Below are 13,476 nucleotides of genomic sequence, written 5' to 3'. Positions count from 1 at the left end.
GGATGTTATAAAACCCCCTGCGCATGGCAAGGCCTTCTCGCAACACAAACCGTGACGACATCCAGGACGGTCCGCGCACTTTCTTCGTAACCTCAAAAACTTACGGCGGCGCATCACTCCTGCAAACCGAACGCACGGCCAATCTCTTTATCGACGTTCTGCGGACCTATGTCACAACCAAAAAATTCAGGCTGCATGACTTTGTCGTGATGCCCAACCATTTCCATTTGCAGCTCACACTTGATGGCCGCAAGACGATTGAAAAGACAGTCGGGCTCGTGAAAGGAAGGTTCTCTTATCGCGCGAAAAAGGAATTAGGCTGCCGCTTTGAAGTCTGGCAGCCCGGCTTTTCTGACGAGCGCGTCTGGGACCGCGAAAGCTTTCTGCGCCATCGCTCCTACATTGACAATAATCCCGTCAAAGCCGGCCTGGCCGACAAGCCCGAGAACTATCCTTACGGCTCCGCTTATTTCCGCGCAAGGAAAAAGGCGCTCAGGGCCTAAAGGCCACTAAAAAAGCCCCTGTTCGGCATGACTCCGCAGCCCTCGCATGCGCTCGGGCAAAGCGCTCAAGTCATGCCCTGACACTTGTCGCGCCCGTGGACACTTCTTTTGAAGTTCCAAATTTCACTTGAAGTTCATTAAATAACTGCGCGTTTACCTATCGTGCTTTGACATGAAAAAAGCCTTTTATCATCGAACCTATCCATCCAGATCCTTAACAATATCGTCAGCACGATCCCCACATCTGCCTGCACCGCCATATCGCATCCATCCACCACACAAGTGTCAGGGCTCGGCTTTAGCCGTGCCGTAACGACGCAAAATAATGTCCCCTTCCTTGCCGCCCGCAAGGGCCCGCGCGCAGCAACGCGAAGCGCGCATAAATCGCTTACACCGCCACACCGCATCCATCCGCCATACAAGTGTCAGGGCACGGCTTTAGCCGTGCCATAACGACGCAAAACAATGTCCCTTCCTTGCGCCGCAGGCTCGCGCGCAGCGCGCATAAAATGTTTACTCATGCCGCCAGGGATGTTATAAAACCCTGCGCATGGCAAGGCCTTCTCGCAACACAAACCGCGACGACATCCAGGATGGCCCGCGCACCTTCTTCGTGACCTCGAAAACTTACGGCGGCGCATCACTCCTGCAAACCGAACGTATGGCCAATCTCTTTATCGACGTTTTACGAATCTATGTCACAACCAAAAAATTCCGGCTGCATGACTTCGTCGTGATGCCCAACCATTTCCATTTGCAGCTCACTCTTGATGGCCGCAAGACGATTGAAAAGGCGGTCGGACTCGTGAAAGGAAGGTTCTCTTACCGCGCAAAAAAGGAATTGGGATGCCGGTTTGAAGTCTGGCAGCCCGGATTTTCCGACGAGCGCGTCTGGGACCGTGAAAGCTTCCTGCGACATCGCTCCTACATTGACAATAATCCCGTCAAGGCCGGCCTGGCCGACAAGCCCGAGAACTATCCTTACGGCTCTGCTTATTTCCGCGCAAGGAAAAAGTCCCTCAGGGCCTAAAGGCCATTAAAAAAGCCCCTGTTCGGCATGACTCCGCAGCCCTCGCATGCGCTCGGGCAAACCGCTCAAGTCATGCCCTGACACTTGTCGCGCCCGTGGACACTTCTTTCGAAGTTTTAAATTTCACTTGAAGTTCGTTAAATAACTGCGCGTTTACCTATCGTGCTTTGACATGAAAAAAGCCTTTATCATCGAACCTATCCATCCCCAGATCCTTAACAATATCGTCAGCACGATCCCCACATCTGCCTGCACCGCCATATCGCATCCATCCACCACACAAGTGTCAGGGCTCGGCTTTAGCCGTGCCGTAACGACGCAAAATAACGCCCCTTCCTTGCGCCGCAAGGCTCACCGCCCAATGCGCCTATCGACCATTGGCCCTTCGCTTGTAACCGCTTGGATTCTCTGGGCTTTAGGGTGCAGCAAAGGATGTTAATATAACTGCTAGGACACACATGCCTTTAAAAACATTATTCCTGAATCCTCCGTCATTTGAGAACTTTGACGGTGGCGCCAGTTCGCGCTGGCCTGCCACCCGCGAGATTGAATCGTACTGGTATCCGGTATGGCTGGCGTATCCGGCTGGAATGCTGGAAGGCTCGCGGCTGCTGGACGCGCCGCCGCACCATGTGTCGGCGGAAGAGACCATTGAACTGGGCAAGCAGTATGAGTTCCTGGTGCTGTTTACCTCCACGCCCGGGTTCCCAGGTGACATCAAGCTGGTCACCAAGATGAAAGAGGCGAACCCCAAACTGAAGATTGCGTTTGTGGGACCGCACGTGACCACGCTGCCGGAGCGCTCTCTGAATGAGTGCAAGGCCATCGACTTTGTTTGCCGGCGCGAGTTTGATTACTCCGTAGTGGAGTACGCCAATGGCAAGCCGCTGAGTGAGATTATTGGGATTTCGTATCGGGACGCGAACGGGAAAGTGGTTCACAACGCTGATCGCCCCGATGTGATGGACCTCGATGCGCTTCCTGACGTGGTTGATGTGTATTACAGAGATATGGACGTGCGCCGTTATAACGTGCCGTTCCTGCTTTATCCGTTTGTCGCGCTGTATACCACGCGCGGCTGCCCGGCGCAGTGCACATTCTGCCTCTGGCCGCAGACTTTGAGCGGCCATCCCTGGCGCAAGCGCTCGACCGATGCTGTTGCCCGCGAAATGGCCAAAGCCAAAGAGTACTGGCCTTGGGTGAAGGAATATTTCTTTGACGACGACACCTTCAACATCCAGAAGGCGCGGACTGTTGAGTTGTGCGGCAAGCTGAAGCCGCTGAACCTTACGTGGTCCTGCACGTCGCGTGTCACCACCGACTACGAGACCCTGAAAGCCCAGCGCGAAGCCGGCTGCCGTCTGCTGATTGTCGGTTATGAATCGGGCGATCCGCAAATCCTCAAGAACATCAAAAAGGGCGCAACCGTTGATCGCGCGCGCCAGTTCACTAAGGACACTAAAAAGCTCGGCCTCAAGGTCCATGGCGACTTCATCCTCGGACTCCCCGGCGAAAGCCGCGAATCCATCCGCCGCACCATTGATTTCGCCAAAGAGCTCGACGTGGAAACTATTCAGGTCTCTATCGCGCACGCGTATCCCGGAACTGAGATGTACGATTTCGCCAAGAAAAACGGCTTCATCGTGGGCACGGAGCGCATGGTCGACGACGGCGGACACCAGGTCGCGCAGATTGAATATCCCGGCCTGCCGCGTGAGCACGTAATGGAAATGGTCCACAAGTTTTACGACGAATACTATTTCCGTCCCAAGGCTGTCTTCCGAATTGTGCGCAAGGCCGTCTTCAACGGAGAAGAGCGCCAGCGCCTATATAAGGAAGCCAAGTCATTCATGAAGCTGCGTGCCGCGCGTAACAAGGCCACCAAGGACATGTTGGCCGCCAAGCAGGCATCGGCGGAAAAGCCGCGCAGGGCTGAAGTCGCGGGCGACTAGCAGCCTCGCGTCGCAAAACCGTGGGAGAATCGCTCATGATGGAACAGGAAAAAGTTAACAAGGCCCGGATGGTCGGGTATGGCATCGGATTGGCCGTTTTTGTCGTCGTAGCGATTTGGAAATTTCTGATCCACTAAGACTGGTCCACTAAGAACGGTGCGCTAAGAAACGGCACACTAGCGACGGCGCATTAAAATGGTTTGCTAATAATACTGTGCTAATAGTGCTGCGCTAAAATCTAGTGTCACCCGCGCGGTCCACGCGGGTTGATGGCGGAACATCCGAGTGAAGTTCAAGAAAATCTTCATCTATCTGGCCATCGCCTGCTGCAACGGCACGGGCGACGTGCTGCTCAAACGCGGCATGGACAACCTCGGCGAAATCCACCTCAACCACTGGACCCACATCTTCAACGCCTTCATTGATCCCTGGATCATTCTCGGCATTCTTTTTCTCGCCGGATTTTTTTACTCTTACCTCACCGCGCTCTCCTGGGCAGATCTCACCTTCGTTCTTCCCGCGACGGCCTTCGGTTACGTCGTCACCGCGTTCCTGTCGCGTGTTTTCCTGCATGAAACCGTCAGCCCCTGGCGATGGGCCGGCGTCCTCCTGATCACCTGCGGCGTAGGCCTCGTCGCGCGCGGGCCTTCACTCACTGAGCGACGGACCAAAGACACGACACTCGGCAAAGACGCGCTCGGCGCCAAGGAGCAACATGAACTCGCTTAAGCTCTGGACCGCCATCGGGATGCTCGTCCTCGCCTCCAGCGCGGGAGACGTGATGCTCTCCGCCGCCATGAAGCGCATTGGCGATCTCGATCTTATCCGCATGGAAAAAGGACTTCTCGGCGTGATCAGCCACGTCGTCCGGGAAAAGCTCTTCCTTCTCGGACTCTGCTGCCTCATCTTCAGCTTCTTCTGCCTGCTGACCGCGCTCTCCTGGGGCGACGCCAGCCTCGTCGCGCCGGCCTCCGCGTCCCTTACCTATATATGCTCCGCCATCATGGCCAAATTCCTGCTGCATGAAAACGTCGACCGCCGCCGCTGGCTCTCCGCCGCGCTGGTCTGCGTGGGTGTGCTGCTGCTGGTGAAGTAAACTTCCGATTTCCCGAGCGATTTTCCAAAGTCCCGAGCGCAGCGAGGGATCCCTATAGCCACGAAGTTCTGAGGGCAATTCGAATACTTTTAAGATCGAGAGTGGAAGGAACCTTCGCTATGCGAGATCCGCCGGACTCCAAATCCATGCACCCGTGAACTTTCGTCTCCTTCGGACGGTGCAAGATCGCCAACTCATCTCGTTCTACAATCGCCATCAATGAAAAACCTTGTCGGATCCATTCTCACCGTCACATTCGTGTTGCTTCTCGCATTTCAGACTCGCGCTTTCGCTCAGCCAAAATATCGCAATGCCGCTGTCCAGTATCTTCGCGCCGATGTTGCGCTCCACCAAGCCTATCCTCTTCCGCCCCAGGCATGGGTCAAGCTTGAGCAGGCCCTGGAAGGGCCGCTTAGCGCAGAAGATGAAAAGCTTGTGGCCGCTGCCTCTGAAGCCCTTACTGAGTTTCAGCATGGCGCCGAGAGCAAACTTTGCGACTGGCAGATGAGCGCGGAAGACGGGCCGTTCGCCAACACCTCCCATCGCGGCGCAGTCATGGAATTGGTGGCTGTTTCCGCACTGCGCGCGCGTGTACGTCTGCGTGATGGAGACCATAAGGGCGCCATCGCAGATCTTCTCGCCGCCTATGCCGCCGCACGTCATCTCTCGCTTGATGGAAGCATCGCATCCGTCCTGATCGGCTACAAGCTTGAGCGGGAAGTCACCGCCGCTCTTCAGAACGCCATCGCTCTGCTCACTCCGCCTGAACTGGAAGCGCTTGAATCGGGCCTTGCCGGTCTGCCGCAGGGCTCGAGCATGCAAAATGCCATCACAGCAGAAAAACTAAATCGGGATGATCTGACCGGCATCATCGGAGATGCGCACACGCATGATGAACTTGTGTCCCGCATGGCGGCAGGAATACCGTCTCTCGCCAACGATCGCGCCAAGACGCAGGAACTTGTGGATGGATGTGGCGGCTCATTGGCTGGCGTCATGAATTGCATCGACAAGCAGCGCGCCTTCTATGAAAAATGGATGGCAAATTTCGGATTGCCGCCTGAAACCTTCCAGCAGCAGTTTGATCCTGATTACGCCAGAGCATCGACTGGAAACCCTATCTTGGAGCGCTTCACGCCCATGCTTTCCCGCTTTCGCTGGGCGGAAGCTTATAACGATACCCGACGTGCATTGCTCCACGCTGCCGTAGCTGTTCAACGGGACGGGACCAAAGAACTCTCGCGCTATCCCGATCCCTCAAATGGCCGTCCTTTCAGTTACACCCAGTTGGCAAATGGATTTGTACTGGAATCTGCGCTGAAAGAAAATGGAAAGCCGATTTCCTTATCAGTGGTTTCAACTCAAAATAAATAAATCATGATGCGCCGGCCCGGCCCGTCAGTAGGTTTGCTCAATGATCTATCTTATGGAACAAAAGCTCGCGCAAGACCTACGAAGCTTCGGTTGCCTTTCCGAAGTGCCTCAGCACCGCCTCGGTCTGGCTTTTGGTCAGCACTGCTCCCAGCGCGGCGGCGTCGGCCTGCTGCACGGCGCGGACGCTGCCAAAATGCTGGAGCAATCGCTGACGGGTACGCTCGCCCACTCCCGGAATCTCCAGCAGTTCGGATTTTCGGTCGCGCATCTGGCGGCGCTTGCGATGGAATGTGACGGCAAAGCGATGCGATTCGTCGCGCACCATCTGGACAAGGTGCAGCACCGGCGAATGCCGGTCCAGCACCACGGGATCGTCTTCCTGGCCAAAAACGTAGATGATCTCTTCTTTCTTAGCGATCGCCGCCAGCGGTTGGTTGGTAATGCCCAGCTCGTCCAAGGCCTGTGCCGCCGCGTGTAGCTGTCCCAGCCCGCCGTCAATCAACACCAGGCTCGGAAAAGTCTTGTCTTCATCGCGCAGGCGTTTGTAGCGGCGCGTCACGACCTCGCGCATCGACGCAAAATCGTCCACGCCCGTCACCGTCCGCACAATGAACTTGCGGTATTCGCTCTTGTTCATCTTGCCGTCTTCCCAGACGACCATCGACGCCACCGTCTCCGCGCCCTGTATGTGCGAAATATCAAAACACTCAATGCGCTTGGGACTGTCCGGCAGCCCCAGCGCGTCCTGTAATGCTTCCTGGACGGCCCTGGCTTGCGGCTTCATCACTCGGAACCGCTGGTCAAAAGACTGTTTCGCATTCTGCGCCGCCAGATCGATGAGCGACCGCTTCTCTCCTCGTTGCGGGACCAATATCTCGACCTTGCTGCCGCGCTTTTCTGACAACAATTCTTCCAGCTCCGTGCGATCTTCAAAATCCACCGGAGCAAGAATGTCCCGCGGAACGTATTGCTGGTCGATGTAAACCTGCTTCATCAGCGCGGAGAAAAATTCTCCGGGAGAGAATGAAGTTGAACCTGACGAAGCTTGTGTGGCACCGCCGCCCTCGGCGGTGGACAATGACGAATCTGGACCACAGGCGCCCTCGCCTGTGCTGTTCGCAGCCGGGGGCGGCTGCGAACCACTTGTTTCTATGATTTCCTCCCCAGCGACCTCCGGAACCTTCCCAATCTCCGGGAGCTCTTCCCAGAAGAACTCTCGCCGGTCTAAAATCTTTCCTCCGCGCAGGTGAAACACATTCACGGCCAGCATGTCATTTTCGTAGTGATAGCCAAAGACGTCCTGATCATCGCCTTCAGCGGCTGCCATGCGCTGTTTTTCCTGGAGCTGCGCCACCGTTGAAAGCATGTCGCGATACCGCGCCGCCCGCTCGTACTCCTGTTGCACCGCGGCTTCTTCCATCCGCGCACGCAGTGATTTCGCCAAATCAGTCTGCCGGCCTTCCAATAAAAGCTGCACGTCATGCACCGCTTCCAGATACGCCTGTGGCGTTGTCAGGTCCTGCACGCACGGCCCCAAGCAGCGCTTGATGTAGTACTGCAAACACGGCCGCAGATGGAATCGCGAGAGGTCCACCTTGCAGGAAGGCACTAGAAAGCTGCGATGGATCAGGTCAACAATCCGGTAAGCCAGGTTCCCAGGAAAATACGGGCCGTAATAATTGCTGCCGTCCTTGCGCAGCCGACGCGTCACATACACGCGCGGAAATCGCTCGCCCAGCGTCAGCTTGATATATGGATAGGTTTTGTCGTCGCGCAGCAGGATATTGAAGCGCGGCTTCTTCTGCTTAATGAGGTTATTCTCAAGCGCCAGCGCTTCTTTGTTGTTGTCGACAACGATATATTCAACGTCTACCGCTTCGCGCAGCAGGCTTCCCGTTTTGGCATTGGCCTCGCCCACGCCTTCCTGAAAATACGACCGCACGCGGGCACGCAGGTTCTTAGCTTTGCCTACGTAAATGACCTCGCCTTCGGCATTTTTATATAGGTAAACTCCCGGCCGGAGCGGGATTGTCCGGATTTTCTCTGTCAGATCCATCGGGGGAAAGTTGAGGCTTACTACCTAGATTCTTCCTGTAAGGCCCCGGGTGCGTAAAAATTCTACTGTCAGGCACTCAGGCTGGCCACGGTAGCGCCTCTGGGAATCATTCAACCTGTTGATTATAAATCATTTACAATTAGCGCGTCTCCGGCGAGGCATTGGCATGCCAGTTGCTCTTGTCTAGGGTGACTTTATAGGCGGCAACACCCTGCGCCGCGTCGGGTCTTAAGGAGCTTTCCCCATGAATTTGAAATCAAGCCTTTTGGTTCTGCTGGCCGGCACATCGTTGATGATCGGCACTGGTTGCACAACAAAGAACTATGTCCGCAAGCAGACCCAGCCAATCGTCGATAAATCCAACGAACTTGATGCCAGAACCGCCAAGAACAACGCCGCGATCCATGATGTTGATAGCCGCGCAACCGCCGGCATCGCAGGCGCGAACACCAAGGCCGGTGAAGCCGACCAGAAGGCGTTGGACGCCCGCAATCGCGCAGACCAGGCCCAGACTCTGGCAACGCAGGCCAATACCCGCGCAGACGCCCTGGCTAACCAGGTCGCCAATCTGGATAACTATCGCCCCGTGGCTGAGACCTCAGTTCACTTCGCCTTCAACAAGGCTGATCTGACCGCCAAAGCCAAGACCGCTCTTGACCAGCTGCTGGCTGAAGTTCCCAACACCAAGGGTTACCTGGTGGTTGTGGAAGGCGACACTGACTCCGTGGGTTCGGCAAAATATAACTACAAGCTGAGCGAGAAACGCGCTGACTCCGTGGTGCAGTATCTCTCTTCCAAGAGCATTCCGGCGCACAAGATTTACCTCATCGGAATGGGCAAAGATAAATACGCCGCTCCCAACACCACTGCTGACGGCCGCGCCAAGAACCGCCGCGTTGACGTTCGCCTCATGACGAACGTTCTCGCTACTGAAACACCAAGCTCTGCGCAGAGTACCACTCCTAACCCGAGCCGGTAGTCTCTCCTCCCCCGGGACATTGCGCAGAAACAGAGGCCGCCAGATTTTTCTGGCGGCCTTTGGTTTTTTGTGGCCCTGCAAGATTCCTCCCGCCATTCGATCTTCCAATAGAATATGTATATGAACGCCCGCTCTCATATCGTTACCGCACTGCTGTTTTTAAGCACGTTGCTATTGCTGCTGCCTGCGCCGCACGCTCTCGCCCAGGATAGCCAGGACGATCAGCCTCATATCACGCCGCGCAACACGCCCACGCCAACTCCCACACCTACGCCGAAACCGGCAGCCAATCAGCCGCCGACGCAAAAGAAAGACCAATATGAGCGACCGCCCTTTCCCGGCGATGTCCAGCAGAAGCCCGGAGCTAACGAGCCCTCGCCCAAGCCCAGCGACGATAAGTATGAGCGCCCGCCATTCCCCGGCGATGCTCCTGGCACCAGCCCCACCGGTGGCAGCGTAAGCGGTGAAAGCTCCAGCAAGGACACACAAATTGACACCGACATCCACCCGGATAAAGATAAAGAAGAGCCCGCTGCACCCGCCGAGGATGAAACAGTCCTGAGGCCGTGGGACCCGCACAAGGCCGCCAAGGACGTTGAAGTCGGCCAGTATTACCTTAAGCTCAAGAATTACCGCGCCGCTCTGGAGCGCTTTAATCACGCGCTTACATACAAGCCGAATGACGCTGAAGCCATTCTGGGTCTGGCCATCACCCAGGAAAAGCTCGATCTGCTCTCTCTGTCCGCCCAGAACTATCGCAAATACCTTGAGATCCTGCCGAACGGGCCCAAGTCAAAAGACGCAGAAGAAGGCTTGAAGCGCGTTGCGCCACAGGCTGCCGAGCGGGCTCCGTCAAACGTCAGCGCCAATCCGGCGCAGCTCGCGGCGCACGATATCGATGTCGGCGAAACCTATCTTTCCGGCAATAACTTTGACAGCGCTCGTGAGCGCTTTGAAGAAGCTCTTCGCCTCACCCCGGACAATCCTCTGATCTGGTTCCGGCTTGCTCAATCGCTGCAGGGCATGCAGCGGCTAGACCCGGCGCGGCTCTATTACAAGAAATATCTTGAGGCCCAGCCCAAAGGAAAGTTTGCAAAGAACGCCAAAAAAGCAATTTCGCAGATCGACTGGGTATTAGGTAAGTAGCTATTCTTTCCGCAGAAACACTCCGGAACTGGCGTCCACCAGCACGGTAAGTTTGCCGGTCGATTCGCTGCCACCGTAGATTACGTGCCAGCGCAGCTGGCTTGACTGCCCATCAAAGTCCAGCAGGTATCCCACATTCGTCTTGGGATCTTTCTCCAGCACCTTCTTGCCGCCGTGTTCCTGCGCCACTTCAAAGGCCTTGTCCGTATCCACTTTCAGGAAATTCAGGTCAAATGGGCGCGCCAACCTGTTCGCCGGATTATAAGTATCTTCCACGCCATGATTCACGCCTTTGGGCGTGTCTTCCGTCGCCACGCCGGACCATGTAAAGGGCTCTGACTTCTGCCGCCCCGGTGACGCAAACTGCGCGCGCCAGAAATTCGCCTTGCCGTCTTGCCCGTTGCTGCCTTTCAGGTTGGTCGATTCCATCCGCACCGGCAGCGCGTCGCCCGACCATCCTCGCGCCGGCGCCAGCATTTTCTGCAGCGCAAAGCGTCCTGTTTCTGTCTGCACGGTCGCCTGCCCCGTGTTGCCGGCCGGGGCCTTGGTTGGCTCGGAATCGCAGCCCAGGCACAGTGCCGCCAGGGCCAGAAAGGTGGTTAAACCAATTTTTTTGATCAATGTCATTGTTTGTCTGAGCTAATCAGTCACTACATTCTAGACGGAGCAGCCGCGGGAATGGATGTACGAAGGTGCATGTATCCGGAGAGTATCTGGATTGTTAATCAGCCGCTCGATTCGGGCCTTGCGCTGTTATTCGCTGGACATTCCTGCCTTGCGGGCCTGTTCCTGCAGGGCTTCCAGCTTTTGCTGCGCGGCATCCAGAGCCTGCTTTTTGCCGTTGATCTCGTCCTGCTCTTTGCGCGTATCCTCGGCGAACTTCGTCTGGTCGCGCAACATGGTTCCTGCGTCGCCATAAAACGCCGCTGCCCTCAGGCGCGCTTCACGCTGCGCGATGTCCAGCTCCCGCTGTAGCGTGGCGATCTCTTTTTTCTCGTCATCAATCTGCTTCTTCAGGTCGTCGCTCTTCTGCTTCTGCGCATCCGCGGTATCTTTCTTCGCGTCCTTCTGGTCTGCGTCTTTCGCTTCAGCGCTCTTGTCTTCGGATTTGCGGGCCGCATCGGCCTCGCTTCCGGCAGAAGGCGCTGAACTGTGCGGCATGCTGTCGTCATCCAGTTTTACCGTGCTCGAACTGGTGTGCTTCTTCGCGCGATTCGCGCGGGCTACATCCCCAAGCGATTGTTGTCCATACGCTGCGGCGCCGAACAGACACACTACAAATATCAATAAAAGCTTTTTCATAAAAAGACCTTTGAATCGTTCTTCCCTATTATTCTACAGCTCCAGCTCAAACGATTCTCCTGCTTTCCCTGGCCGGAAACGATAGGGTAAACGCCGTACACGACTTTAGTTTGTGTCGCTTCGCCTCCCCAAGCTTTGAACTGCAAGAATCTTAGTGGAGCTTTCCCAGCCCTGAGACATTCACATACCATTGCACCAGCACCGTCCCCCAGAAGCCCGCAAGCAGCGCCGCCGTCCCCAGAAAGACGCCAAAAGGAATTTCAAAGTTCCTGTAGATCAGGATTGCTGAGCTCCACGCCCGGCTGCGTGACACGCTGCCCGCTTCATCGCGATGCGTCCTGCGCCGCCGCAATAGTCGCTTCAGCCATACCCACAGGATCAGGAACACGCCAAAAAAACTGCCGATCAGCGATCCCAGCAGCAGCACCAGCAGCGTCAGTTTCACGCCCACAAACGCGCCGATCAGCGCCATCAGCTTCACGTCGCCGCGGCCCATGCCTTCCACGCCGCGCACCGCTTCATACAGCAGCGCCACGCCCCATATAAATGCCGATCCCAGCACCGCGCCGGCAATCGAGTTGATCAACGAAAGCACTCGCCAGCTATCGACTGCCGGAAGAAAGTAGTGCGCCGGCCCTTCCAGCGGCACCAGCAGGCTGAACGCCACGCCCGCCACCATTCCCGGCTTCGTCAATAGGTCCGGAAGAAGCTTGGTTTCAGCGTCAGTAAAAATCAGCCCAATCAGCAGGAAACAGAGTACGCACATTTTTGCCGCAACCAGCAGTTCGTTTGGCCTCACGTCGAGCGCCCACTGTTGGTAAATCAAGCGAACCATTGACGGCGCACTTAGGTAAGAAAGCACAAAGAGCGCTCCGGTAAGCAGCTCCACACCCACATAACGCGCTGAAATGGGAGCTTTGCATTTGCGGCATTTGCCGCCCAGAATCAGCCAGCTCAGAACCGGAATGTTGTCATATCCGGCAATCGGCGCTTCACATGCCGGACACGCCGACCGAGGGCTCACCACAGAAATCTCACGCGGCATGCGATAGATGCAGACATTCAAAAAGCTGCCAAAGACCAGCCCAAACAGAAAAAACGCTGCGGCAAGAAAATACACGCTTCCGGCTGGATCAAGAATATTCAGGGGCTCGCTCCGCTCCGTTGGGACTTGAGGGAGATTATATGGAAGATTTTGTAATTGGGTAGGTGACAGAAGTTGGACAGTCGGTAATTGGCAATTTGAGGGATGAGACCGGCTTGTGTTCCTAAAAACACCATTACCAAAATTTATTTACTTGAAAAATTGCTCGAATTTTGGGACAGCATCGTATCTGACAAATTCGTATATATGGCGCAGCCCTTCCCAATCGACGGTGAAATCGGACAGCGCATCGCTGGTATTGATTGGGTCGCCAAACTCGATTCCAGTACATTCAACATCAAACTTAACTTTGTCCTTCTCGGCGAGCGGTATAGCTATTTCTGTCGTGTGGTTAATTTCATCGTCCCGCCTTCCGTACGTCATGCTCACATCATGAACAGCAAGAGCAAAGTTGATCGAGCTGATGGGAACGACTTGATGTTTATCAAGATTCGCAAGTTTATTGATTCGCCACAGAGGATGGAGTTTGATCATTGGCTGACTCGTATAAGGCTGAAGAGATTCGATGATCTTGAGCGCATCCGGAGGGATGTTAGAAATCTTTTCCTTAAAACTCTTATTACTGGGGAGAGGGCACTCGGATTCGATTGGGAAAGCAGTCAGTCTATTCGGTTTATCAGTAGTGAGCAGAGCTAGTTGCCATGCGAGATTATCTAATCCAGAGCGGATCGCGTGTGCAAACTCTCCAATGAGGACCCCGAGAATATCAGGCGTGATGTGTTGTTTCACACAAAGGATATGCCAGTTCTGTGGAAGATAGTCATATCGCGTAATGGTATAGGGTTTGCCTTGGATGAAACGGTCAATTTCCACCTTCAAATTATTGAGGTGTTCATAGGCTCGACCAAGTTTCATTTGTGTATAAACCAACCC

Annotated in this window: 13 protein-coding genes; 8 read left to right on the top strand and 5 right to left on the bottom strand. The window is 55.4% G+C overall.

Translation table 11 applies throughout. The features are described 5' to 3' along the window. Window positions 1-23: 23 nt before the first annotated feature. The 6 genes from LAO76_09015 to LAO76_08990 all read left to right on the top strand — a co-directional run bounded on the left by LAO76_09015 (window position 24) and on the right by LAO76_08990 (window position 5,955). Window positions 24-503: a transposase gene (locus LAO76_09015; GenBank protein MBZ5491058.1), complete on the top strand. Its 480-nt coding sequence runs from the start codon at window positions 24-26 to the stop codon at window positions 501-503. Window positions 504-1,053: 550 nt separating this feature from the next. Next, window positions 1,054-1,533 carry a transposase gene (locus tag LAO76_09010; GenBank protein ID MBZ5491057.1) on the top strand — a complete coding sequence of 160 codons (480 nt, stop codon included), beginning with the start codon at window positions 1,054-1,056 and terminating at the stop codon, window positions 1,531-1,533. A 458-nt stretch (window positions 1,534-1,991) separates the two neighbouring features. Further along, window positions 1,992-3,485 (top strand): hopanoid biosynthesis associated radical SAM protein HpnJ, encoded by a 1,494-nt coding sequence (gene hpnJ / locus LAO76_09005; GenBank protein MBZ5491056.1) that lies wholly within the window; start codon window positions 1,992-1,994, stop codon window positions 3,483-3,485. A gap of 363 nt (window positions 3,486-3,848) precedes the next feature. Beyond that, on the top strand, window positions 3,849-4,214 hold the full coding sequence (locus LAO76_09000) for a DMT family transporter (GenBank protein MBZ5491055.1): 366 nt from the start codon (window positions 3,849-3,851) through the stop codon (window positions 4,212-4,214). Beyond that, a complete protein-coding gene (locus LAO76_08995) occupies window positions 4,201-4,581 on the top strand; it encodes an EamA family transporter (protein ID MBZ5491054.1) in 381 nt (126 codons plus the stop codon). Before LAO76_09000 ends, LAO76_08995 begins: the two co-directional genes overlap by 14 nt. Window positions 4,582-4,800: 219 nt before the next feature. Further along, on the top strand, window positions 4,801-5,955 hold the full coding sequence (locus LAO76_08990; GenBank protein ID MBZ5491053.1) for a hypothetical protein: 1,155 nt from the start codon (window positions 4,801-4,803) through the stop codon (window positions 5,953-5,955). Between the two features lie 76 nt (window positions 5,956-6,031). Here LAO76_08990 and uvrC read toward each other — a convergent pair whose 3' ends face one another. Continuing rightward, window positions 6,032-8,011 (bottom strand): excinuclease ABC subunit UvrC, encoded by a 1,980-nt coding sequence (gene uvrC, locus LAO76_08985; protein MBZ5491052.1) that lies wholly within the window; start codon window positions 8,009-8,011, stop codon window positions 6,032-6,034. A gap of 244 nt (window positions 8,012-8,255) precedes the next feature. On the opposite strand from uvrC, the gene LAO76_08980 reads away from it, so the two are divergent. Together LAO76_08980 and LAO76_08975 are read left to right on the top strand one after the other, a co-directional pair. Next, a complete protein-coding gene (locus LAO76_08980) occupies window positions 8,256-8,990 on the top strand; it encodes an OmpA family protein (GenBank protein MBZ5491051.1) in 735 nt (244 codons plus the stop codon). Between the two features lie 120 nt (window positions 8,991-9,110). Then, on the top strand, window positions 9,111-10,136 hold the full coding sequence (locus LAO76_08975) for a tetratricopeptide repeat protein (protein ID MBZ5491050.1): 1,026 nt from the start codon (window positions 9,111-9,113) through the stop codon (window positions 10,134-10,136). Here LAO76_08975 and LAO76_08970 read toward each other — a convergent pair whose 3' ends face one another. The 4 genes from LAO76_08970 to LAO76_08955 all read right to left on the bottom strand — a co-directional run bounded on the left by LAO76_08970 (window position 10,137) and on the right by LAO76_08955 (window position 13,458). Continuing rightward, a complete protein-coding gene (locus LAO76_08970; protein ID MBZ5491049.1) occupies window positions 10,137-10,763 on the bottom strand; it encodes a hypothetical protein in 627 nt (208 codons plus the stop codon). Between the two features lie 126 nt (window positions 10,764-10,889). Next, window positions 10,890-11,438, bottom strand: coding sequence for a hypothetical protein (locus LAO76_08965; GenBank protein ID MBZ5491048.1), 549 nt, complete (start codon window positions 11,436-11,438; stop codon window positions 10,890-10,892). Window positions 11,439-11,589: 151 nt separating this feature from the next. Continuing rightward, window positions 11,590-12,558, bottom strand: a complete 969-nt coding sequence (locus tag LAO76_08960; protein MBZ5491047.1) for a prepilin peptidase — start codon at window positions 12,556-12,558, stop codon at window positions 11,590-11,592. Between the two features lie 174 nt (window positions 12,559-12,732). Continuing rightward, window positions 12,733-13,458: a hypothetical protein gene (locus LAO76_08955; protein ID MBZ5491046.1), complete on the bottom strand. Its 726-nt coding sequence runs from the start codon at window positions 13,456-13,458 to the stop codon at window positions 12,733-12,735. Window positions 13,459-13,476: the final 18 nt, after the last annotated feature.

Source organism: Terriglobia bacterium (genome assembly GCA_020072645.1).
Taxonomy (GTDB): domain Bacteria; phylum Acidobacteriota; class Terriglobia; order Terriglobales; family Acidobacteriaceae; genus Angelobacter.
The sequence above is the reverse complement of the archived record's forward strand: the minus strand, read 5'-3'. Positions and strand labels throughout refer to the sequence as shown.